This is a genomic window from Bacillus sp. SRI_025 (assembly GCF_057592095.1).
Map to the genome: position 1 here is coordinate 258,791 of NZ_JBYEGB010000005.1, position 22,020 is coordinate 280,810.

General features: G+C 38.6%; 21 protein-coding genes, 1 pseudogene, 2 riboswitches and 1 other annotated feature. Of the genes and pseudogenes, 9 read left to right on the forward strand and 13 right to left on the reverse strand.

Going from position 1 to position 22,020, the window contains the following annotated elements; genetic code table 11:
- Positions 1-35: 35 nt before the first annotated feature.
- The 9 genes from purB to AC20OE_RS15640 form a co-directional block, all read right to left on the reverse strand.
- Positions 36-1,331 carry an adenylosuccinate lyase gene (purB, locus tag AC20OE_RS15600; RefSeq protein WP_024426701.1) on the reverse strand — a complete coding sequence of 432 codons (1,296 nt, stop codon included), beginning with the start codon at positions 1,329-1,331 and terminating at the stop codon, positions 36-38.
- A complete protein-coding gene (gene purK / locus AC20OE_RS15605; RefSeq protein WP_099662982.1) occupies positions 1,328-2,470 on the reverse strand; it encodes a 5-(carboxyamino)imidazole ribonucleotide synthase in 1,143 nt (380 codons plus the stop codon). The genes purB and purK overlap by 4 nt, the downstream gene beginning before the upstream one ends.
- Positions 2,463-2,951 (reverse strand): 5-(carboxyamino)imidazole ribonucleotide mutase, encoded by a 489-nt coding sequence (gene purE / locus AC20OE_RS15610; protein WP_039183007.1) that lies wholly within the window; start codon positions 2,949-2,951, stop codon positions 2,463-2,465. The genes purK and purE overlap by 8 nt, the downstream gene beginning before the upstream one ends.
- Before the next feature lie 169 nt (positions 2,952-3,120).
- A riboswitch (purine riboswitch) is annotated at positions 3,121-3,222 on the reverse strand.
- A gap of 79 nt (positions 3,223-3,301) precedes the next feature.
- Positions 3,302-3,502: an NETI motif-containing protein gene (locus tag AC20OE_RS15615; protein WP_012009137.1), complete on the reverse strand. Its 201-nt coding sequence runs from the start codon at positions 3,500-3,502 to the stop codon at positions 3,302-3,304.
- A complete protein-coding gene (locus AC20OE_RS15620) occupies positions 3,499-4,053 on the reverse strand; it encodes a DUF2179 domain-containing protein (protein ID WP_024424505.1) in 555 nt (184 codons plus the stop codon). Before AC20OE_RS15620 ends, AC20OE_RS15615 begins: the two co-directional genes overlap by 4 nt.
- A 204-nt stretch (positions 4,054-4,257) precedes the next feature.
- Positions 4,258-5,049: a DUF6574 domain-containing protein gene (locus AC20OE_RS15625; RefSeq protein WP_144491785.1), complete on the reverse strand. Its 792-nt coding sequence runs from the start codon at positions 5,047-5,049 to the stop codon at positions 4,258-4,260.
- A gap of 216 nt (positions 5,050-5,265) precedes the next feature.
- Positions 5,266-5,448, reverse strand: coding sequence for a YezD family protein (locus AC20OE_RS15630; RefSeq protein ID WP_034282845.1), 183 nt, complete (start codon positions 5,446-5,448; stop codon positions 5,266-5,268).
- 379 nt (positions 5,449-5,827) lie between these two features.
- The gene (locus AC20OE_RS15635) at positions 5,828-7,153 is read right to left on the reverse strand and encodes an NCS2 family permease (protein ID WP_034282847.1); all 1,326 of its coding nucleotides are present in this window, start codon (positions 7,151-7,153) and stop codon (positions 5,828-5,830) included.
- Between the two features lie 144 nt (positions 7,154-7,297).
- Positions 7,298-7,399, reverse strand: a riboswitch (purine riboswitch).
- Positions 7,400-7,514: 115 nt separating this feature from the next.
- Positions 7,515-8,411: a LysR family transcriptional regulator gene (locus tag AC20OE_RS15640; RefSeq protein WP_366204489.1), complete on the reverse strand. Its 897-nt coding sequence runs from the start codon at positions 8,409-8,411 to the stop codon at positions 7,515-7,517.
- 100 nt (positions 8,412-8,511) lie between these two features.
- Between AC20OE_RS15640 and AC20OE_RS15645 the strand changes: the two genes are divergently transcribed.
- Entirely contained in the window at positions 8,512-9,699 is a 1,188-nt protein-coding gene (locus tag AC20OE_RS15645) for an MFS transporter (RefSeq protein ID WP_487268980.1), read from the forward strand.
- A gap of 18 nt (positions 9,700-9,717) precedes the next feature.
- Here the strand turns inward: AC20OE_RS15645 and AC20OE_RS15650 are convergent, their stop codons facing one another.
- Positions 9,718-11,166 (reverse strand): DUF4179 domain-containing protein, encoded by a 1,449-nt coding sequence (locus AC20OE_RS15650; protein WP_487268981.1) that lies wholly within the window; start codon positions 11,164-11,166, stop codon positions 9,718-9,720.
- Positions 11,135-11,680, reverse strand: coding sequence for a sigma-70 family RNA polymerase sigma factor (locus AC20OE_RS15655; RefSeq protein WP_039176922.1), 546 nt, complete (start codon positions 11,678-11,680; stop codon positions 11,135-11,137). The genes AC20OE_RS15650 and AC20OE_RS15655 overlap by 32 nt, the downstream gene beginning before the upstream one ends.
- A gap of 179 nt (positions 11,681-11,859) precedes the next feature.
- On the opposite strand from AC20OE_RS15655, the gene AC20OE_RS15660 reads away from it, so the two are divergent.
- The 5 genes from AC20OE_RS15660 to AC20OE_RS15680 all read left to right on the forward strand — a co-directional run bounded on the left by AC20OE_RS15660 (position 11,860) and on the right by AC20OE_RS15680 (position 14,307).
- Positions 11,860-12,045: a Fe3+ hydroxamate ABC transporter substrate-binding protein gene (locus tag AC20OE_RS15660; protein WP_099662976.1), complete on the forward strand. Its 186-nt coding sequence runs from the start codon at positions 11,860-11,862 to the stop codon at positions 12,043-12,045.
- 4 nt (positions 12,046-12,049) lie between these two features.
- Complete coding sequence (locus AC20OE_RS15665; protein WP_487268982.1) at positions 12,050-12,610, forward strand: GNAT family N-acetyltransferase; 561 nt, start codon at positions 12,050-12,052, stop codon at positions 12,608-12,610.
- A 5-nt stretch (positions 12,611-12,615) separates the two neighbouring features.
- A complete protein-coding gene (locus tag AC20OE_RS15670; RefSeq protein WP_487268983.1) occupies positions 12,616-13,068 on the forward strand; it encodes a LytTR family DNA-binding domain-containing protein in 453 nt (150 codons plus the stop codon).
- Positions 13,069-13,073: 5 nt separating this feature from the next.
- Positions 13,074-13,484 (forward strand): hypothetical protein, encoded by a 411-nt coding sequence (locus AC20OE_RS15675; protein ID WP_487268984.1) that lies wholly within the window; start codon positions 13,074-13,076, stop codon positions 13,482-13,484.
- A 94-nt stretch (positions 13,485-13,578) separates the two neighbouring features.
- Positions 13,579-14,307 carry a CPBP family intramembrane glutamic endopeptidase gene (locus AC20OE_RS15680; RefSeq protein ID WP_487268985.1) on the forward strand — a complete coding sequence of 243 codons (729 nt, stop codon included), beginning with the start codon at positions 13,579-13,581 and terminating at the stop codon, positions 14,305-14,307.
- Positions 14,308-14,807: 500 nt separating this feature from the next.
- On the opposite strand, the gene AC20OE_RS15685 is transcribed toward AC20OE_RS15680, so the two are convergent.
- Together AC20OE_RS15685 and AC20OE_RS15690 are read right to left on the reverse strand one after the other, a co-directional pair.
- Complete coding sequence (locus AC20OE_RS15685) at positions 14,808-17,339, reverse strand: DEAD/DEAH box helicase family protein (RefSeq protein WP_487268986.1); 2,532 nt, start codon at positions 17,337-17,339, stop codon at positions 14,808-14,810.
- Positions 17,340-17,585: 246 nt separating this feature from the next.
- Positions 17,586-17,749, reverse strand: a pseudogene (locus tag AC20OE_RS15690) (GMP synthase (glutamine-hydrolyzing)); the annotation flags it as partial.
- A 113-nt stretch (positions 17,750-17,862) separates the two neighbouring features.
- On the opposite strand from AC20OE_RS15690, the gene AC20OE_RS15695 reads away from it, so the two are divergent.
- From AC20OE_RS15695 to AC20OE_RS15705, 3 genes are all read left to right on the forward strand, one after another.
- Positions 17,863-18,750: a helix-turn-helix domain-containing protein gene (locus AC20OE_RS15695; protein ID WP_487268987.1), complete on the forward strand. Its 888-nt coding sequence runs from the start codon at positions 17,863-17,865 to the stop codon at positions 18,748-18,750.
- Between the two features lie 225 nt (positions 18,751-18,975).
- Positions 18,976-19,239 (forward strand) — a binding site (T-box leader).
- A gap of 57 nt (positions 19,240-19,296) precedes the next feature.
- The gene (locus AC20OE_RS15700; RefSeq protein WP_487268988.1) at positions 19,297-20,958 is read left to right on the forward strand and encodes a 2-isopropylmalate synthase; all 1,662 of its coding nucleotides are present in this window, start codon (positions 19,297-19,299) and stop codon (positions 20,956-20,958) included.
- A complete protein-coding gene (locus AC20OE_RS15705) occupies positions 20,959-22,014 on the forward strand; it encodes a helix-turn-helix domain-containing protein (RefSeq protein ID WP_487268989.1) in 1,056 nt (351 codons plus the stop codon).
- The last annotated feature ends 6 nt before the right edge of the window (positions 22,015-22,020 follow it).

Genomic DNA, 22,020 nt, shown 5'->3' on the forward strand with positions numbered 1-22,020 from the left:
AGGATTGGGCGCCTGGCGAGCAGGCGACCCATTTCTTACGCAAGACCTAGACGTTCGAAAATCATATCGACATTTTTCAAATGATAGTTGTAATCGAAGCAGTCAGCGATTTGTTCAGGTGTTAAGCGTGACGTGATTTTTTCTTCTGCTTCTACTAATGAACGGAACGGCACTTGCTTCTCCCACGCTTCCATTGCCTTTGGCTGAACCGTGTCATATGCCTCTTCACGTGCCATGCCTGTATCGATTAATGCAAGAAGAACGCGCTGTGAGTAAATTAAGCCAAGAGTGCGGTCCATGTTGCGTTTCATGTTCTCTGGGAAGACCGTCAAGTTTTTCACGATGTTTGAGAAACGGTTGAGCATATAGTTCAGTGCAATCGTGGCATCTGGTAAAATGATGCGCTCAGCAGATGAATGAGAAATATCACGCTCGTGCCAAAGCGGTACATTTTCATAAGCTGTCAGCATATATCCACGAATAACGCGGGCAATTCCCGTCATATTCTCAGAACCGATTGGGTTACGCTTATGCGGCATTGCTGATGATCCTTTTTGTCCTTTTGCAAAGAACTCTTCTACTTCACGTGTTTCACTCTTTTGAAGACCACGGATTTCAACAGCAAATTTCTCAATGCTCGTTGCCACTAAAGCAAGAGTAGCCATGTAATCTGCATGACGGTCACGCTGCAAGGTTTGGGTTGAAATTGGTGCAGCTTTGATGCCAAGTTTCTCACATACATATTGCTCAACAAACGGGTCGATGTTCGCATATGTGCCAACAGCTCCAGAGATTTTGCCGTATTCAATGCCAGCTTTTGCTTGTTTAAAACGTTCTAGGTTACGCTTCATTTCTTCGTACCAAAGTCCAAGCTTCAGGCCAAATGTTGTCGGTTCAGCGTGTACACCGTGTGTACGGCCCATCATGACGGTATATTTGTGCTCTTTTGCTTTTTCTTTTAGTATGTCAACAAATCTCTCAATGTCCTTGAGCAAGATATCATTCGCCTGTTTTAATAGATATGAAAGCGCCGTATCCACTACGTCTGTCGATGTTAATCCGTAATGAACCCACTTTCTTTCCTCTCCTAGAGATTCAGATACAGCACGCGTAAAGGCAACCACGTCGTGGCGCGTGTCTTGTTCAATCTCCAGAATACGTCCAATATCAAAGCTTGCATTCTTGCGCATTGTCACAACGTCTTCTTTCGGAATGACGCCAAGCTCTGCCCAAGCTTCACAAGCGAGAATTTCTACTTCAAGCCATGCATTAAATTTGTTTTCCTCTGTCCAGATTGCTGACATTTCTGGTCGTGCGTAACGTTCGATCATTTCCCGTTTCCTCCATCTCTTTCAGTCCATATCTTTGTGATGTTTGTCATCCATTCATCATCAAGCTGTTTCATAAACGTCATATGCCCCATTTTGCGGCCGGCTTTTACTTCATGCTTTCCATATAGATAAAGCTTCGCTTCTTTGAGAAGCTCGGGATGCTCTTTTGGGATGTCCACTTCATCGCCTAATAAGTTCACCATCATTCCCTCTGATAAAAGGGCTGTACCGCCAAGCGGCAGACCACATATAGCGCGGACGTGCTGTTCAAACTGACTTGTCTCACATAAATCGAGCGTATAATGACCAGAATTATGCGGGCGTGGTGCCAGTTCATTGACGAGCAGCTTTCCGTCATTTGTCAGGAACAGTTCTACAGCAAGAGTACCAACCAGCCCCAGCTTTTCAGCCAGTGTTGTTGCAAGTTCTTTCGCCTTCTCCTGAATGCGGTTCTCTACCCTTGCAGGCACAATGCTTTGGAACAAAATATTATGCTTATGAATGTTCTCAGCGACTGGGAATACGGCGATCTCTCCATGAACAGAACGAGTGACGATCACCGAAAGCTCCATTTGGAATGGAACCCAGCTTTCTAAAATACATGTTCCATGTGTGAGCAGTGCAGCAGCTTCCGGAAGCTGTCCTTTTTCTTTGATGACGTACTGTCCTTTTCCATCGTAGCCGCCTCTGCATGTTTTCAGCACGGCTGGCAAACCGAGCGCGTTCACGGCATCTTCCAGCTCTTTTTCATCATGAATGATGCGGTAAGGTGCTACTTCACAGCCTGCGTCTACAATCCCTTTTTTCTCGGTCTCACGATTTTGAGTTAAAAGGAGAAGGTCGCTTCCTTGTGGTAAATAGGCTTCTTCCTTCAGCTGATTCAGTGCATCATAATCAATATTTTCAAACTCATAAGTCACCACATCGCTGATTTCTGCCAGCTTTCGAATCGCTTCAAGGTCACTATATGCGGCTGTGATTTCTGTATCGGCAACCTGTCCGCAAGGAGATTGTGTGACCGGGTCTAGAACTGCTGCCCGGTACCCCATTTGCTTTGCGCTGACGGCCATATATCTGCCAAGCTGTCCGCCGCCAATGATTCCGATGGTTGCGTTTGGAAAAATGGTCTGCTTAGCCAAGCTGATCACTGCTTTCTAGTACAGTCTGTTTTGTCTGCTCTCTTCTTTCTTCAAGGCGAGCTGCGATTGTTTCATCAAATGCTGAAATCATTTGTGCGGCAAGAAGGCCAGCATTTGTTGCACCGGCCTTGCCAATTGCTACTGTAGCAACTGGGACACCGCCTGGCATTTGAACGATGGATAATAAGGAATCCAGACCGTTTAGTGCTTTTGATTGTACAGGCACACCAATGACCGGCAGTGTCGTTTTTGCTGCGACCATTCCCGGTAAATGTGCTGCGCCTCCAGCACCGGCAATGATGACCTTTAGTCCTTTACCTCTTGCTTCAGTCGCATATTCAAACATCAAGTCAGGTGTCCGGTGTGCGGATACTACCTGTTTTTCATACGGAATGTTTAATTCCTCTAAGATGTCGCACGCATTTTTCATTGTTTCCCAATCAGATGTACTTCCCATGATGACACCTACAAGCGGCTTCATTTTGTCCCCACCTTTAAGCTGATATTCGATTTTGTATCGTTTGACACGCTTCCCAAACCTAAGCAGCTTGTCAAACGCCGAACAAAAAGGCCCGATTTGCATTGCATTGTTAGGAAGCAACACAAACCGGGCCATGGTAAGCGCTGTTCGCTTTTGAATTGCCATGTCAGTTTTGTTCACTATCCTGCATAGTCCAGTCATTTACGGTAACTGGGTAGAAACTTATGGGCCATATTCCCAAGATTATATGAGGCTCGTGTTTTGATTTCATGTTTATCTTAACAACGGATGTTCATGATGTCAACGGATTTATCGAACAATCTATGAAGTCGTCGTTTTAATGTTCGGATTTAGACTATTTTTCCTTCAAATACGATTTTTTTCCCAATCGGAATGATCTGAATCGACCCATTTTCCTTCTTTTCTTGAAAAATTGGCTCCTCCATTCGTCTGACAGGCGAGTAGCCTTCCGCCGCCATCTGGGACAACACTTGATCAATCGTCATGTTGTCTTCCACATAGAATTTTTTCTTCTTTGGTTTTGCGGTCATTCTTTAATTCTCCTTTTCTTCACAGCCTTCACCCAGAAGCCGCCGTGAATCGATTTGGGCTCATATGAAATGATAAACGCTTTTGAATCCAGCGTCTTAATCGTTTCATATAATTGCAGTTCATATTTTCTCGGTGTTAAAATTTGCAATGCTGTCCGGTCTCCTTCAAGACCGCCTGCTACCCAGCTGGTGACACCATATCCTTTTTCTCTCAATTGTCTTGGGAGATCGACATCCAATTCTTTTGTGATCACGTTAACAGTTGTGTAGCCAAGTGCCAGCTTCTCTTCAATTTTCATCCCGACAATGATCCCCATTCCATAACCTAGGGCATACGCAATGACATTTTGTATTTGATCTAAGTTATCTAGAACGATACTTAACCCAATGACATAAATGAGCATTTCGATCGTACCCGCAAAAGCAGCTGCGTACCGTCTGCCTTTCATTGTTAAAATCAAACGCATGGTGGAAAAAGAAACATAGACAATATTAATCACTAAAATGATTAAAACCATGGTGAACGCATTGGATAAAAGTTGTTGAAGCACGATTCGAACCCCCTGCACTAAAAAATCAAATAAAGCACCCCATATTCTACTAGAGAACATACCTTGATACAATCAAATTTACGCGATCAAAACACATATATCTTTCGACAACAAGGGTGGTGTTTGTTACCAAGAGTTTACCCGTTTTTTTCTCTTCTCAACATGAAAACCCCCTTTTTCAAAAAAGGAGGTTTTCAGTGTGTTTTATCCGAATCGAACAGGAACCAGTGATGGAATCAAATACTCCCCGACTATGCCCCAGAGCAGCGCAATGATGACAAGCTCAACCAATAAAAAGACCCAGCCCGCATACATCAAATCTCCACGTTCGGCATCATGCTCCGATTGAATCGAGCGAAAGAGCACGACCGCAATCAACTGAAGGCCGACAAACATCATCACGGATAATATGACGGTCACATATGGAATATTCAGCATGGCAAATACAAGCCAAAGGATGGATAAAACCAACACCGGCACAAGCGCAGCACCAAACTTCATGATCACTTCTTTCAGTGATATGTTTCCTTTTAGCATGTATTTTCCGAGCAGCCAGACAGTGAGCATCATCAATGTCAACACAATGAGTGTAAAGACTGCAACCCTCAAAAAGGCGTCACCAAAAGAATAATGAATGCCAAAGCCTAATAAACGGGTTTTTGACGCCTTTAATTGAACATAGTTGCCTAAAGCAAAAAACACACTGAATAACACAATCGAGATCCAGGCGTACTTCATACGCAATGTTTCCGCTTGATTGATGGCCTGGCTCGGTGATTTTAACATCGCCAGTCCATATGAACCATAGCGTTTAAACGCGCCTCCTACACCTTGCAGCATACGCTGGATGGTTGAACGCTCATCATCTGCTGATTTTGAGATTCTTCCACGTTTTGCAGCGCTGCGGCTGAGGCGGGATTGCCTTGTTTCTTGATCTATTGATGACTCTTCATTTTTCTTTTCAGATGTCCTCTGATCTTGATCTTTCTCTAACATCTCATATCAACTCCTATCCAATCCTTACAGGCTCAAGTAAATGAACTGTTCGGATGACTCCTCTTAAGGTAGCGGAGTCTCTCTATTCAGTCAAGATTCCTTGACGTTCATACGAATAGACGGATAAAAGCCAGCAGAGGTTTTAAAATGGAGAGAAAATAAGACAAAACAAAAAAGCTGACGGCCTCCATCAGCTTTTTAACACCTTGCAATCCTTCATGAACGATAGTGACTCCGCTTTCCTTGCTGAACTCGGAGATTCTCCTGATGAGCGGGGAACCGAGTCTTTTTGGTCGTATCGACCTGTGTAATATGTCCATTATGAATGGTGATGACCACTGATCCATAGTCGATCCCTTTTAAGGCAGATAAAATATAATTCAGCTTTTGTTCATCCATCGCTCATCCCCCTATTTTTGTTTTCGTTCTTTTAAATAGAGAACCTCATTTTCCAGCTCATGAATCGTGTAATGCATGAGCGCTTCCTGCTTTTCTCATGCCCCCATAAAAGGAGCTTTTGAATCAGCACCTGCTTTTTTCGTTCAATCACCTGTCTAAGCCAGCGTGACAAAAGACATCTCCTCCCCTTTTGAATGTCTGCAAGAAAAAAAGGCACCCTGAAACCTTCTATTAAAAAAGGAAATCAAAGCGCCTTTGGTGATCCAATCAGCGAATTATGTCTTTTTATCATAAACACATAATTCCTATAAGTCAACTATGTTTTGATTTTTTTAACAAAAAAACAGCAGCCCCATGTGCTGCTGTTTCAGATGTTCAATTAATGATTTAAGAAAGCAAAATATAGAATAAAGATGACAAACAATCCGTACATAATTGGGTGCACTTCTTTCGCTTTCCCTTTAAAGATCATCGTAATCGGGTAGAAAATAAAGCCAACCGCAATCCCTGTTGCAATACTGTAAGTCAGTGGCATCATAATCATCGTTAAGAACGCTGGTACCGCAATTTCAAAGCGATCCCATGCAATCTTTGCAAGCGGAGCGACCATCAGTGCACCGACAATGATTAAAGCAGGTGCTGTTACATTCGATGTAACGATGGATAAAAGTGGTGAGAAGAACATCGCAAGCAAGAAGAAAATGCCTGTGACGACCGCTGCAAAACCAGAACGTGCACCAGCAGCAACACCTGAGCTAGATTCAACATAAGATGTCGTTGTAGATGTCCCAAGAACAGAACCTACAACAATAGAAGAAGAATCCGCTAGCAGTGCTCTTCCTGCACGAGGCAGCTCATTATTTTTCATTAAACCAGCCTGTGTTGCCACAGCCACAAGTGTACCAGCTGTATCAAAGAACCCAACGAATAGGAACGTCAAAATCACGACAAGCATTTGGATGGAGAAAATTTCTGGCAAGTGAATCAAGGCTTGACCAAAGGTTGGAGACAAGCTTGGAATACTTCCCACAATTTGAGATGGTACTGGCACAAGACCAAAGATCATCCCAGCAATAGCTGTCACAAGCATCCCAATGAAGACACCTGCATTCACTCGAAGAACCATTAAAATGACCGTCACAACGATACCAAACACCGTTAACAAGACAGGACCACTATGAATGTTCCCAATCGAAACGAGCGTATTATCATTATTGGCGATAATGCCAGAGCCTTGAAGTCCAACAAACGTAATGAACAAACCAATACCTGCACCAACCGCCAGCTTCAGCTCAGCCGGAATGGCATTGATGATTTTTTCACGGAAACCTGTTAAAGAAAGGGCTACGAAAATCAATCCTGAAACAAACACACCCGAAAGTGCTGCTTCCCATTTAATGCCCATGCCAAGCACAACCGAAAAGGCGAAGAACGCATTCAGACCCATACCTGGTGCAATCGCAATTGGATACCTGGCGATCAATCCCATCAGGATACACCCTGCAGCAGAAGCTAATGCCGTTGCTGTAAAGACAGCGCCCTGATCAATACGTAATTTATCTGGAAAATCCGGTACCGACACTAATGCAAGTGTGATCGGATTAACAAACAGAATGTAAGCCATCGACAAAAATGTGGTTAAACCACCGATGATTTCTCTGCGGTAATTCGTTCCTAACTCATCAAACTGAAAAAACTGTTTCAAGCCAACTGACTCCCTTCATGTCCTTTTGCTTTAGCCTGCCCCATTCACTAGTCAAATAAAAAACGCCCCAACAATTTTGGGACGCTTGACTACATATGTGAATTCAGACTGTGACATAAAACAAGAACAATGCATGATTTATATCAAACGAGTGTGAATTGACGTAGTCAAGCCATTTACGGTAGCTTGGTAGAAACTTGCGGGCCATATCCCCGCGATTATACGACTTCTATCTATTTGATTTCTGTGTCTATTGTACCAACTTCATTTTTAAAACACAATACGAAAAGCGAACATTTTTCAAAGAAATGTCCGCTTCATTCGTCTTATTACACGAATTTGGAAATTCACATCTAGTTCTTTATACACCCTTTCCCAAATCCTTCTCTTTTGCAAAAACCGCTTCGGCTACATGGAAAAACTCTTTCACTGCCGGAGAAGCTTGGGAGAGAGACGGACAGGCAAGCGCAACTTCACGATGATGAGAGACATTCAGCTTACGAATATGCACAAGCTGCTGCGTTTTTAAAAATAACTCAGGGCCTATTGTGACGCCAAGTCCTTCCCCGACCATACGGGCAATGGTCGTACAATCATGAACTTCAAATAAAACAGCTGGCTTCATTTGCGCCTCCGAAAAAATATCCTCTACATGTGATTGATACATGCCAGTCGGCATAATAAATGGTTCATCCGCCAAATCTGTTATATCTACAATGGGCTGCTGTTCATATCGATGATTTGGGTGATAGGCGACCACCATCTCATCTTTGATAAGCGGCAGTAAATCAAAGGCTTCATCCGCATGGCCTTTCACAACAAACCCAACATCAATGATGCCAGAATCCAGCCACTCCAATATTTCTTCATACGTTCCCTCATAAAATTTGAATTCGATTTTCGGATGTTTTTTCTGATAGCTCACTAGCAGCTTAGGCAATAAACAGGCAGAGGCACTGGCAAATGTGCCGATCCGAATCAAACCTGTTTCAATATTTTTCGTTAACGCAATTTCTTGCTGGATTTTCTCCACTCTATTTAACACTTCTCTAATATGCGGGAGAAGCGTTTGTCCAATGTCCGTCAGCATAATGCCCTTTTTTCGGTCACGAATGAATAAAGACACACCCCACTCTGACTCTAAATTCGCCACTGCATGACTAACAGCTGACTGCGTCATATTTAATGCTTCAGCTGCTGCTGTAAAACTGCCAAGTTCCACCACTTTTGCGATAATATCAAAACGAACAAAGCTCATGAGTATTTACTCATCTCCTCCATGAAAAACATCAATTTTACTTATGTTAGCACGGAATTTAAACTAAAGACAACGTATCAACATGAAGGAAGGGTTCAAAATGAAAAACACATCTCATCAGCTATTGATTGTTCTTTTAGCTGTCGGTTCATTTGTCACAGGCACGTCAGAATTCGTCGTGTCAGGCATTCTAGATATCATTGCTGTCGATTTACACATCTCCATTCCTGCTGCCGGACAGCTCATCACCGTCTATTCTCTTTTTTATGCAGTAGGCGCTCTCTTTTTAGTCATGGCAACGTCGAAACTGAACCGTAAAAAAGTTTTGTTAGCGGCTATTTTTGTGTTTATTTTAGGCAATATGCTCGCCTTTTTCAGCCATCATTTTGTTCTGCTCCTGCTATCTCGCGTCATCATGGCCATGAGCGGCGGCTTATATATTGTCGTTGCCACGAATTATGCAGCGCAGATCGCCCCGCCAGAAAAAAAGGGAAGTGCAATGGCGACGGTCATCACTGGATTCACCGTTTCACTCGTACTTGGTGTGCCGATTGGAACATTTCTATCAGGTCAAGTGGATTGGCACTATATTTTTCTCATCATTGCACTAGGTACGGCTTGTCTCTTCATGCTTCTTTATCAATTGCTACCACGCATAGAGGGACATTCTCATCTGCCATTAAAGCAGCAATTACACATTCTTCAAGACCGCAGAGTGATCAGCGGCTTAGCTACAACCGTCTTTTGGATCTTAGGCTACACGATGGTCTTTGCTTATATCTCCCCATTATTACGACAGACCGCCGGCTTTTCACTTGAAATGACAAGCATGGCCTTGCTCGTTTTAGGAATTTCTGCTTTTATTGGCTCACGCTTTGGCGGCTTCGCCGTCGATCAATGGGGACCAAACCGAACGATCTCAATCAGCATCACGATTCAGATGTTCGCTCTCTTTACCTTATTCTTTACGCAATTCTCTACAATTAGCGTCTTGATCACGCTTGCCATTTGGGGCATCGCTACATGGACAACAACACCAGCGAAGCAGTTTTATCTGATCTCCCTTAAACCACAAGCATCAGAAACCGTGCTGAGCTTTAATACAGCGATTATGAACATCGGCATGATGCTCGGATCGTCTATGGGCGGCGTGATTATTCAGTATACAAATGTAACGAATTTAAGTTGGATTGGTGGGATAGCTAGTTTTGTGGCGTTGATGTTGATTCGGTATTCGTTCAATCGTCATCGACTGGTAGAACAACAGACAAAAAGCGAACATGTGTAATCATGTTCGCTCTCTTATTTATTGACTAGCTTTTGAAGTTTCTTTTTTGACTGGAATGGTTACCTTTATCTCTTTCTGTGGTGCCAACATGTTCAGTTCAGTCAAATCAAGATAAAGCCCATATTCTTTAAAAGAAAAATGGTTTAATGATAAAGTCTCTAAATTCTTATCATCAAATTCAAAGGTGGATTGCATGGAAGCTGTCTTTAAATTCGTCACCTTCGCATGGTTCCCCTTCAAGTAATATCCGCTTTCATAGTCTGCTTGTGGATCGGGCCATGATTTCATCTTTTCAACATCGCCTAATCCAATGAATTCACCTATATTCTCCATCACATCCTGATCTAATTCTTTTTGATCTACTCCAGTAAATTGATAATCAACAATCACAGAACGGTCTTTTTGCTCTATCTTAATGATTTTGATTCCGATGCCATGGTGTTTTGTTTTGAACTGAACAGGCAGCTTTGTCTTGAGAGGAATGATGTGGCTGTATTCTCGTTCGTATCTCACATCTGTGTAAAATGTCAATTCAGTCGCCTTTGGATTGATCGGCTGATTCAAAATTGTCAAATGATCTTTTCTAGTTTTGTCAGAAGTCAGTTGTTTTTTTCTTAAAACGGTTCCAATCTCAAGCTCATACTCATTCCCTAAATTATCCTTCATTCTATCAATACTAACTCTATCATCTTTGGCAAAACCATTGTAATCAATGGCATATTGAATAGCAGAGCCATTCACTCCATTTTCTACCTTTACGTTTCTTATTTGATAACTTCCATTTAAAATAGACACGTCTTTTTGTCCCGCTAGTAAGGTGGTTTTTTGCTTCACTACAGGTAATTCAAAACGCCAATTCCCTACAATATCTCCAATTTTTGAAATGACGAGTGGGAATTTTTGACCTTGCTTAATTGTCTGTCCATTTGTATAGACTTCCATTTGCCCAAGATATCGGCCATCCTTTAATTTTTTCAATTCCTGATTGTCGTAACTCGGTTGGAAATTTTCATTTATATGATTTAAGTTGCTGACGATGAATGGTACAGAATCTTCCTTTGTATTCAAATGATCGACAGTAAACGTATAAACAAGACGCCCGGCATCATAGTATACACTGTTTACTTTCACAGTAATTCCTCTTGATTCAGCCCCCTCATTGACATGTTTCACCAAATCACTCTGAAAAAGAGCCATTCCTACTTTATCGTGAAACATCATATAAAATTGCCCAACTATCGGGACACGTGCCATCGCTGTATTAAGAGAAGGAAAAAGGAAACCTGATGAAAAGTAAAGGACGATGAGAACAATGGCAGAGTATATTGGCGTTCTCCAGTTCCATTTGAACCAGTGTCTTTTTTGTTCCGCTTTTACATCTCCTATTGCTTGGCGAATCGCAGAGGTTACTTCAACCATTGGTACATCAATCTCATCATAAAGCTTTTTCATTTCTTTTCGTTCCATCGACACTCTCCTCCTTCTCCAATGTTTGCTTTAATAACTTTCTTGCTCGATACAAATGAGTTTTAACCGTTCCTTCAGGCACACCCATCTGTTCAGAAATCATCGAAATCGAATAATCTTGAAAATAAAATAGCTGAATCACGAGCTGATATTGCTCATCTAACACTTCAAGTGCATTTTTTAAATCGAGCTTGTCTTCTAAAAAATCATGTCGCTCAACGCTCTCATGATGCTGTTCAAACGGAACAACATCTTGCTGCTTTTTCTTCATCGCAAAAATCGTATGAATCAAAATCCGCGTCAGCCAGGTAGAAAAATAAGCCGGTTCTTTTAAGCCAGATAAATGCTTAAACGCTTTAATGACCGTCTCTTGAACAGCATCTAACGAATCCTCTTTATTTCTTGTATAGAGAAAAGCCGTTTTATATAAACGCTCCTGATACATCAGCATTAATTTCTCAAATGCCAGAACATTCCCTTTTTGTGCTTTTTTAATTAGACGCACTTGCTTCATCACATCCACACCTCCTACACCTGTTAGAGCAAGGTTTCTCTCAAACGGTTTCAACAAACGGAAATTTCTTTCACGTAGCATATGTCGGACAAAAATAGAAAAAGTGAAGAACAGGCCGCAAAGATTATGTTGCATATTTGATATAATGGAAGAAATATCTACATAAAGGAGTATGCCGATTGTTTCTATTTGAAGAACCCGTATGTGCTAGCTGTCAGAAGAAGATAGAAGGTAACGAAGAAGTGTACGTCAAGCTCGTCTATCCAAAGAGACGTGGAATGACAGAGGTAAAGGCTTGGCTGAGGAATGAAGGGGTTTTTTATTGTAAGGCATGTACAGAACAAAAGACATCTCAAGGAGGATAACCAAATGAACAAAATCAACTTTCCACAAACATTTCCAACCATACATACCGAAAGACTAATCTTAAAACAAGCAACGATCGAAGACGCTGAGGATATGCACATCTACTTATCCAATGAAACCGTGTGCCGCTACATGGGAATTGATGCTCATAAAACGATTGAAGACACAAAAGGAGAAATCCAGTGGTATGACAACATCTTCAAAGAACAAACAGGCATTCGGTGGGGCATTTCTCTAAAAGACAATCCAGCCATCATCGGCAGCTGCGGCTTTCTCAACCTAGAAAAACAGCACTGCCGCACCGAAATTGGCTATGAATTACACCACGATCATTGGAGAAAAGGCATCATGAGTGAGGCAATCGCTGCGGTGTTACGATATGGGTTTCAGGAGATGAACCTGAACCGGATTGAAGCGATTATTGATCCAGCTAATACGTCCTCTGTTCAATTATTGGAGAATTTTGATTTTGTACGAGAGGGTTTATTGAGAGAGTACGATCTTGGTCAGAATGGGTTTGATGATGTGTTTATGTATGCGATTTTGAAAAGGGATTACGAATAAAACGAATGAAAACGGATATTCATTTCATTCAAAAGCCGCAATTAGAATATGTTTCTTTTCACATTTATGAGCTCAATCCGACGATTGAAAAGCTTGTCCAGCAAGTGGAGCAATCAGCCCCCTTTTTCCTAGCGAAAGACCCTGAGAAAGACAGCATGAAAAAAATCTATTATCACGACATTTTATATATTGAAAGTGTCGATAAAAAATCGTTCTTGTATACGACAGACGGGGTTTTTCTCATAAAGGAAAAGTTATTTGAACTTGAAGAACACCTTGAAGCGCATGATTATGTCAGAATCTCGAAATCGATGATTCTGAATATTGATTCTATCGCCGCCATTTCTCCTAAAACAAGTGGCCGTTTTGAAGCAAACCTGACAAATGGAGAAAAAGTGATGATTTCACGTTTTTATATTCAAGCATTAAAAGAGAAGCTTGGGTTACGAAGGAAGTGAATAGAATGAAACGTTACATCATCAATCTTTTGATCACATTTTGTATGATCTTTACAGCCTTAGTGTTGATTTACTGTTTCACATTTGGATCGATGCCGATTTACATTTTAGAAGCGATCATTTCCAATTCCTTTTTTTCAAGCGCCCTGACTTTCTTGCTATACCCAAAACAAACATATAGCCATCAACGGGTTCTTTTTCAACAAATCCTATATATTGTCCTTGTGATATGTATGATAATGACAACTATCATTATCGTCAGCGGTGAAATCAGTCTCTTTTCGTTCATCGTGAATTTCCTTGTGGTCATGGCATTATTCTTTTTAATTAAGTACCTATTGTATAAGAAAGATCAGGCAACCGCTGCGGAAATCAATGACCTTTTACAGCAACGAAAAAAACGAACAACATCTTAATATGCATCTTAGGGTTAAAAATTGACATGTTAGGAAGATTTGATTGAGGCTTCTGCTTGATTCCACTACTCTGACATTAGAGGAGGAATCAACAATGAAACCAATGACAATCATTCGAAAAGCTGTGCTTCTACTGCTGTTTTCTTTAATTATTCCAACAAGTGCAGGTGTCTATATATCCATCAAAGAAGTGACTGATCCTATGACCATCTATATCATCAATGGCTGTGCCATGCTGGCTGGGTGTCTTTTTCTTCTATTGATTATTCAGAAAAGCCGTTTTCACTTGAAAGAAATAGGCTGCCGAAAAGGGGCTCTCGGGATGTGGGTCATTCCCATCCTTATCATCGAGGCCATCCCGTTCATCGCTGGATTAAACACGGATTTATCCCTCTCTTCCTTTACGGCACTTTGCTTCTTCATGGTCTGTGTCGGTATTTTTGAAGAAGGTATTTTTCGCGGCATTCTGTTTCAATATTTAAAGCAAATCAATCTAAGCACCGCCATATGGGGTTCCGCCGTACTATTCAGTCTTGGTCATGCTGCGAATCTTTTAAGTGGAAAAAGCCTCACCTTAACAGTGGCACAAATCATATTCGCCTTTTTATTTGGACTCGTTGCAGCCGAAATCGTGGCACTCACTAACAGCCTACAATGGGTCATCCTATGGCACGCGGTGCATAATATCGTGGATCAAACCACAAATGGGCAAACGTCTGTGGAATTGCAAATGCTTTTACTGTCAATTCAATGTGTCATTTTGCTGGTTCTTGCGGTGGTGTTGTGGAGAAGATTAAGAATGAAAAAAGTGTTCGATAGATAAGGAAAAGAGGAGAAAAGAAATGAAGAAGAACACATGGATAGAAGGCTGGTTTGAAAAGTGTGAAGAACTTGAAATAAAGCCTTGGGAATGGGATTTTAAATAAAGTGATATCAAAGAGTCAATAAAACAATTAGGCTCATGTTAGAGCATAAGATTTATTGGAAATCTCACTATATTACCACATTGAATGAATTCAGCTCGTTATTTGTTTTATCGATATTTAAAGTTGTTATTTTTCATTTCACCAATAGTGTTTCTTTTTACAATTAAATAATTATAAATATTACTTAGAAAGTTAGTATTGTTATATGGCTAATATTAGTAGTTAAAAACCACTCGGTTAGTATAATCAGAGTGGTTTTTTGATGTAAGTATATAAACACTGCCCATATACTTCAATAAATGATTTATGTTTAGAGGCGAACCAATTAAATTCATTTTTCTAACTCGGTAATTTCTTATATATCAATATAAAAAATAGAAGCAGATGGGTTGCAAAATTAGATATAGTTAAATTTCATAGTGTAATTATTTTCAATTAGATTAGCTAATAAATTGTTACTTTTTAATGATTTAGAAATTATTAATTCATTTGTGAAATTTGCGGAAATTTCTACAGAAAATTCTAAGGTAGCTTTCTTTAAGAGTTCTAATTTATCTTTATCAATAATTCTAATTTTAGAATGTGGACTTGCAGCATATTCAAATTTAGTAGATGGGTGAATCATAATTGGAACAAAATTCAATAGTCCATCATATTGTCTTTCAAACCAATTTATTGATCCATTTAATTGATTACAATATCGTTTGTTAATTGTTTCAACATATGCCTCGTTTTTACATTCGATTACAAATGAAGGCCCTTCAGAATCTAACCATAAATTATCTGGTCCTTTTCCGACTTCATTCTCAGGTCGTTTAGATATAAATCCAAGTATAACACCTAATTTTTTCAAATTTTCTTCAAAAAGAGTAGAACTAATATCATGAAATTGTAGGTTATCAACTATACTCTGAACATGTAATATATATTCATTTGCATCTCCAAAAAAGCTTGAATTAAATTGAGAAATCCTGGTGCTTTGAGATGTATTTGGAATAAGAGACTTTTTATATTGTATTCCATTTATCGGGAAAAGCAATCGGTTATTTAATTTTCGAGCAGAAGATAAAATTTCTTGTGCTAATGCTTGATCTGTTTTATTTTGATATTTTGCAAGTTTGAATTTTAGAAATCCTTTTAATGCATTATCATTTTCAGCTGATATAACCTCCTGAATTAAGGTTTGACATTCAGAATAGCGTCTATCTTTGTATAAATTAAAAGCTTTTCTAAGTTTTAAAATATTTTCATCAAAAGAAACAGAGTCTTCATAAGTTTCACCTAATAATGCCTTTCTGTGTGCTTGAATCCAATTAGGTATTCTATCTAGACAATATGAAGAAGTTTTATACATTAAATTAAGTGGATGTATATCTTTATTAACAGGATTGTTTTTTATTTGTCTAGATATTCCTCTAGATATATTTAATTGTTTTCTGGTAGCACTTGTAAAATAATCTTCATTTTTACCATATAATGTACTCACTAGATTTCTGCCCATTAAAAATACTACAGAATAATCTTCTCTAGAACGAGTTGCTCTTCCCATACCTTGCTCTATTCTTTGAACTTTCTCTTTGTTTATTGTGCTACTATCCATTAAGATAATTTCTTCATACTTATCATAACCACTTCTAATATCTGGTATTCCATCCAAAACTAATACTGTGCAAGCTGATTTTGGTAAATCAATTCCATCATATCTATTTTTTATTACTACAATTCCAACAACTCTATTTTTCATTTTCTCTATTGTATCGGTTAAACTTTTTTGATTATCTATTATTTGATAGGCTACATCTTTCCAATACTGCGCTCTTACGTCTGAAGGAACGAGTATGACAATATTATTTTTTTTTGCTAATTCCACATAAAGCTTTTTTAGATCATCATCACTTATTTTGGAATCAAAACTTTGAGGTATAAGTATCATTCTTTCCCCAATATCATTAGCTTTCACAGGGGTTACTATTTTTCCAATCTCAGATACATCAATATTAAAATGAGTGGCTAAAATTGAATCGTCTTCTATTGTCGCACTCATGAATATTTTATGTTTACATTCACTGAAACTTGGAATAGACTCTATTGGTAAATATTCAACGCTTATAGTAATTTCGTTTGAGCTAATTATACAGTCTGCCAAATCCAAGTTATCTTTTAATAATTCCCAATTAAAAAAAAGACTAGAATTATTTTGTTCTTTAATGTCCTTATTTTCCATTAATTTTTTTCTTATATTTTGTAGATTTGATTGCCAATCCCAGAATGGAATTAGTTGTTGAGCACCTATTTCATTTTGAACTAATTCTTCAAACCTTATTTCATTCTGTTGTTTGATGCTTAATTCAAAAGTATTTAAGAAAAAATTATAGAGAGAATTGGCTCTTGGAATTTTAATGGAGAACTGATTTTTTGCTATATTCATACAAGCATGCGCATCGTCAATAACTAAACAACCAATTTCTATTTTTTTATTATTAACTCCAAATACAGATCTACCATTAAATATTTTATGCATATTTACTACTAATATTGCATCTCCGTTAATGAATGATGAATCATCTACATCTTTTGTAATCAAGACATTTAGATCTTCTGCCTCTTTACACACTTGTTCTAACAAAAAATTATCAGGTACTACGTAAACAGCAGGCCCCTTTTTCCTGTTTAAATATGATTTCAATATAAGTAGTCCCACTACAGTTTTTCCATTACCAGTGTTCATTTTTAAAATCGTATTATGCTTATCTTTGTGGTCAGCATACCATTTTTTTAATACTACTTCTTGCCCTGGCCTAAGAGTTTCTTCATATTTAGGGTTTTTATTTGGAATGATATCGAAAATATCTCTAGGATCATCTGGCTCACCTGTCAATACATCATCTACCAATTGATCAAAATTTATAAAAGAATCAAACTCATTCATTTTTTACTTCCTCTCATATATAATTAAACGCTTACATTATAATTTTAACACAATTATATGAAGTGTATAGATTATTTTACATAGCGAAAAAAGCACCGAAAACAAATAATCTTTTAAAGATCTATGTTTTTTTGTTTATCATTTGTGACAAAGATAGTATTTGGTGGGAAGCAATTAGTTTTAGTTGATTTATACCTTTTAACCCTATTTCAATATATACGATCAATTTGTATCAGACCTTTATTCTCACTCAATCGTAGCAGGCAGCTTACTCGTAATATCATATACCCCGCGGTTAACATACTTCATTTCATTCACGAACGAGTGGGATCTTCTCAAGCACATCTTCAAGAGATTCTTTCCCAGTCACTCGTCATACCATCAATAGAAGTAACAGTACGGATACCTATTCCTAAACCCCGTACTAAAATGTTCGTTCTAAAATTGCAACACAGCACAAAAAGTCAAGTTTCCTAAAAAGCATTTCCGCTATACTAAACTCGTAAGGCAAGGAGGTGCTCGGTTGTCCTATCAAGAACATGAGAAAACGATTCAAGAAACATTAAATTATATTGAACAGTATCTGAAAGATGATTTACCGCTTCAAACTCTAGCGAAACACGCTGGTTATTCTAGGTTTCACTTTCACCGTATGTTCAAAAAAGTGATTAAGAAGTCAGTTGTGGATTATATAAGGGAACGACGGATGACCCAAGCGGCGAAGGATTTAATCCATACGGACCAAAGGGCGATTGATATCGCATTGCAGTATCGTTTTGGTTCACAGGAATCCTTCACTAGAGCCTTTAAGAAGATATATGACATGTCGCCCGCACGTTATCGGAAGTTATTAAGGAATATCATTGATGAGGAGGAAACAAATATGGCTGATCATCAGAACACACCTACTGGCTGGATTATGACGGGAGAAACACCATCTGATTATGAAACAGGTTTGGATGACAGAATTGTACACAGTGGTACGTACTCCGCTTACCTGAAATCAAAGGATGAAAAAGCACGAGGATTCGCGACATTGATGCAGCAAATTAAGTCTGATCGTTACCGTGGAGAACGCCTTCAATTTTCTGCTTTTGTCAAAAGCGAAGATGTGAAAGGTTCAGCCAGTTTATGGATGAGGATTGACCATTCTTCAGGTGAAGTTCTTGCGTTTGACAATATGATGAACCGTCCCATTACAGGAACAAACGGATGGAATCATTTTAGTGTAGTTCTAGATGTTCCAGTAAAAAGTGAAGTGATTGCGTTTGGCATATTACTACATGGTCAAGGTCACATTTGGATGGACGAACTTAGTTTTAAAACTGTAGATGAAAGTGTGCCAGTGACAGAACAAAATACTGTGGATCATTTAGAGGATGAACCAGTGAATTTAAATTTTGAAGGCTAGCAGACTGTATTTAAGAGGAGGTTCATTGCCATGAAAAAAATTGGTGCGATTTTATTGTTCGCTATGAATTCACTCACCTTTATTTGTGGCCTTGGATTTTTATTTGGTGAAGAGGATTAAAAATGAAGATAGGCACCCAGAGGACAAAAAAAATCAATTAAAAAAGATATCTCTATCCCTATCTCTTTTTTGTAAACTTGGTATAATAGAAAAAATCAGAAAAATGAGAATGCGATGATAAGGAATAGTACTTGCCGAAATGTTTTCAGAAAGTTGCTGGATGATGAGAAGCAATAACAAAAGGCAAGGAACTCACCTTAGAGTAGCCTTAGTGAAATGAAAAGGATTGATGTAGTTAAGGTCGGCACCCCACCGTTATATGGGAAGGATATAAGATCAAACAATCTGTATCCGAATAAGGGCATGATAATGTTTGTTTATTATGAAATAGGGGTGGTACCGCGTAAGAAGAAGTCTTTCGTCTCCAAGTTAAATCTTGGGAATGAAAGGCTTTTTTTATATTCTATTTTCTAGGAGGAATCGATCATGTTTAATCACAAAAAATACGAAAAGAAATACTTTTTGCCACCGAAGCTTACTTATGATTGGGTGAAGAAAGAAACATTAGAAAGTGCTCCGATATGGTGCAGTGTGGACTTACGGGATGGTAATCAAGCATTACCTATTCCTATGAACTTAGAAGAAAAATTGGAGATGTTTCAGTTACTAGTAGAGATCGGTTTTAAAGAAATTGAAATCGCATTTCCAGCTGCTTCTGATACGGAGTTTAGGCTGTTACGGACACTGATTGATCATCATATGATTCCAGACGATGTCACGATTATGGTGATTACGCAAGCGAGAGAGCATATTATCCGCCGAACGTTCGAAGCCATTAAGGGGGTACCGAAAGCGATTGTTCATTTATATAATTCGACTTCAGAAGCGCAGCGCAGACAAGTATTTAAGAAAACAAAAGATGAAATTAAACAAATTGCCATTGATGGAGCTATTTTAGTAAAAGAACTTGCCGAAAAAACAACAAGTGATATTTATTTTCAATATAGTCCAGAAAGCTTTCCAGGAACAGAAGTTGATTATGCGTTAGATATTTGTAATAGTGTTTTAGATATTTGGAAACCGACACCAACTCATAAAGCAATCATCAATATTCCGACAACAGTTGAATATTCAATGCCTCATATCTTTGCAAGTCAGATTGAGTATATACACAAAAATCTGTCTTACCGAGACAGTGTGACATTATCTGTTCATCCTCATAATGACCGTGGCTCTGGGGTGAGTGATGCAGAATTTGGTGTTCTAGCTGGCGCAGAAAGAGTTGAAGGTACATTATTTGGTATCGGTGAACGTACAGGGAACGTAGACTTGATTACCTTGGCGATGAATATGTATTCACAAGGTTATGATCCAAAATTGAATTTCAATAACCTAGAAGCTATTCGTGAAAAATATGAAAAACTAACAAAAATCACTGTTCCTGAGAGGCAGCCCTATTCTGGGGAGATGGTTTTCACCGCATTCTCTGGGTCACATCAAGATGCGATATCTAAAGGGATGAAATATAGAAAAGAAAATAATGTTGATAAATGGGACGTTCCGTATATCCCAGTAGATCCAGTTGACTTGGGGAGGAACTATCAAACGGATGTGATTCGAATCAATAGCCAGTCTGGAAAAGGCGGCATAGGCTATATACTAGAAACAAATTATGGCATTAAACTTCCTTATCAAATGAATGAAGCCATGGGATATGCAGCGAAAAAAGTATCTGATCAGACAAATAGGGAATTGTCTATCGAAGAAATATATCATGTTTTTGAAAAGCAGTATGTTGATTTTCACCCTCATTTCCAGCTGCTTGATTATCAATTTAATAAAGGAAATAAGCAGGAAGTCACCTTAACTTTGCTGAGAGATCAGCAACAAATTGACATACAAGGAACTGGCACTGGAAGTTTAGATGCCATCAGTAATGCGTTAAAAGCATATTTTCATCTCGAGTATGTTTTGGAAGTCTATGAACAGAATTCTTTGGGCAAGGATTCCGAAGCAAAAGCCTGTGCACAGATTGGAATTTCATCTCAAGGAAAAATGCATTGGGGTGCGGGAATTGATAAAGATATTATAGAAGCAACAGTGAAGGCCCTGGTGGTTGCAGTAAATAAACTAGAGGTTTGGATGTAGATGGAAAAAGATAAACTTGAAAAACATGAAGTGATGCAATATTTAAGAGAATATAACGAACAAGAAATCTTTTATCAACAATACCAACAGAAAAAGCATGACAATACATCATTGCAATTATTTTTGAAGGATTATGATAAACACAGTCTAATGCATAAACAAATATATATAGAAGAATTTTTGCTAAAAGGGCAGAATGAATTTGAAAAGGAAGATACTATGTGGTTAGATCAGGAGAAAGATATCGAAGTGAGAAAGTATAGCCGTTTTATGCCCCAATTGTCGGCTATCCATGATTTCTTTGAGATGATCTATGTTCTGGAAAATAAGATGTATGTAGAAGTGGAAGGCAAAAAAATGGCTTTAAAATCAGGAGATATTGCCTTTATTCCACCTAACACAATACACAAGCCAATTGTAATGGAGAATACAATCGCCATGCAAATCATGATCCGTAAGAGTACTTTTCAAAAAGTGTTTTTTAAAATGCTAAAAGGAAATCATGTCATTTCAGAGTTCTTTTTGAATGCATTGTATATAAAAGAAAATAAAAATATTCTTATTTTTCATAGTCACTTGGATAAACATTTGCTAGACTGCTCTCTTCAACTATTTACAGAAAATTATAATCGGTTCCCTAGTTACCAGTTGATTATGAATAATTTGTTTGAGATATTATTATGTCTTTTATTAAGATTCAAACCAAGTCATATGAACGTCAATCAGGTCAAACAATCTAGTGATATACGTATGATTCAAATGCTACAATATATTCAGCAATGTTGTGAGCATATTACCATCCAGGAGATGGCAGAGGAATTTAACCTTTCACAATCTTATCTGTCAAAATATATAGCTCGTAAGCTTGGCAAATCATTTCGTGAGATTCGACAAGAAATAAGAATGGAAAAAGCCTGCGAAATGCTCACTGGCAGCCATTTACAAGTAGATCATATTGCGGCAGCCGTTGGTTATCAAAATGCAGAACATTTCATTCGTTTATTTAAGAGAAAATATCACCTAACACCACATCAATATCGATTAAATAATAGATAATAAAGA

Excerpts from the sequence above, each read along its gene's own strand:
- purB (WP_024426701.1), bottom strand. The coding sequence starts at position 1,331 with ATGATCGAACGTTACGCACGACCAGAAATGTCAGCAATCTGGACAGAG.
- purE (WP_039183007.1), bottom strand. The coding sequence starts at position 2,951 with ATGAAGCCGCTTGTAGGTGTCATCATGGGAAGTACATCTGATTGGGAA.
- AC20OE_RS15615 (WP_012009137.1), bottom strand. The coding sequence starts at position 3,502 with ATGACCGCAAAACCAAAGAAGAAAAAATTCTATGTGGAAGACAACATG.
- AC20OE_RS15625 (WP_144491785.1), bottom strand. The coding sequence starts at position 5,049 with ATGTTAGAGAAAGATCAAGATCAGAGGACATCTGAAAAGAAAAATGAA.
- AC20OE_RS15630 (WP_034282845.1), bottom strand. The coding sequence starts at position 5,448 with ATGGATGAACAAAAGCTGAATTATATTTTATCTGCCTTAAAAGGGATC.
- AC20OE_RS15640 (WP_366204489.1), bottom strand. The coding sequence starts at position 8,411 with ATGAGCTTTGTTCGTTTTGATATTATCGCAAAAGTGGTGGAACTTGGC.
- AC20OE_RS15645 (WP_487268980.1), top strand. The coding sequence starts at position 8,512 with ATGAAAAACACATCTCATCAGCTATTGATTGTTCTTTTAGCTGTCGGT.
- AC20OE_RS15650 (WP_487268981.1), bottom strand. The coding sequence starts at position 11,166 with ATGGAACGAAAAGAAATGAAAAAGCTTTATGATGAGATTGATGTACCA.
- AC20OE_RS15655 (WP_039176922.1), bottom strand. The coding sequence starts at position 11,680 with ATGAAGCAAGTGCGTCTAATTAAAAAAGCACAAAAAGGGAATGTTCTG.
- AC20OE_RS15665 (WP_487268982.1), top strand. The coding sequence starts at position 12,050 with ATGAACAAAATCAACTTTCCACAAACATTTCCAACCATACATACCGAA.
- AC20OE_RS15670 (WP_487268983.1), top strand. The coding sequence starts at position 12,616 with ATGAAAACGGATATTCATTTCATTCAAAAGCCGCAATTAGAATATGTT.
- AC20OE_RS15675 (WP_487268984.1), top strand. The coding sequence starts at position 13,074 with ATGAAACGTTACATCATCAATCTTTTGATCACATTTTGTATGATCTTT.
- AC20OE_RS15680 (WP_487268985.1), top strand. The coding sequence starts at position 13,579 with ATGAAACCAATGACAATCATTCGAAAAGCTGTGCTTCTACTGCTGTTT.
- AC20OE_RS15685 (WP_487268986.1), bottom strand. The coding sequence starts at position 17,339 with ATGAATGAGTTTGATTCTTTTATAAATTTTGATCAATTGGTAGATGAT.
- AC20OE_RS15700 (WP_487268988.1), top strand. The coding sequence starts at position 19,297 with ATGTTTAATCACAAAAAATACGAAAAGAAATACTTTTTGCCACCGAAG.
- AC20OE_RS15705 (WP_487268989.1), top strand. The coding sequence starts at position 20,959 with ATGGAAAAAGATAAACTTGAAAAACATGAAGTGATGCAATATTTAAGA.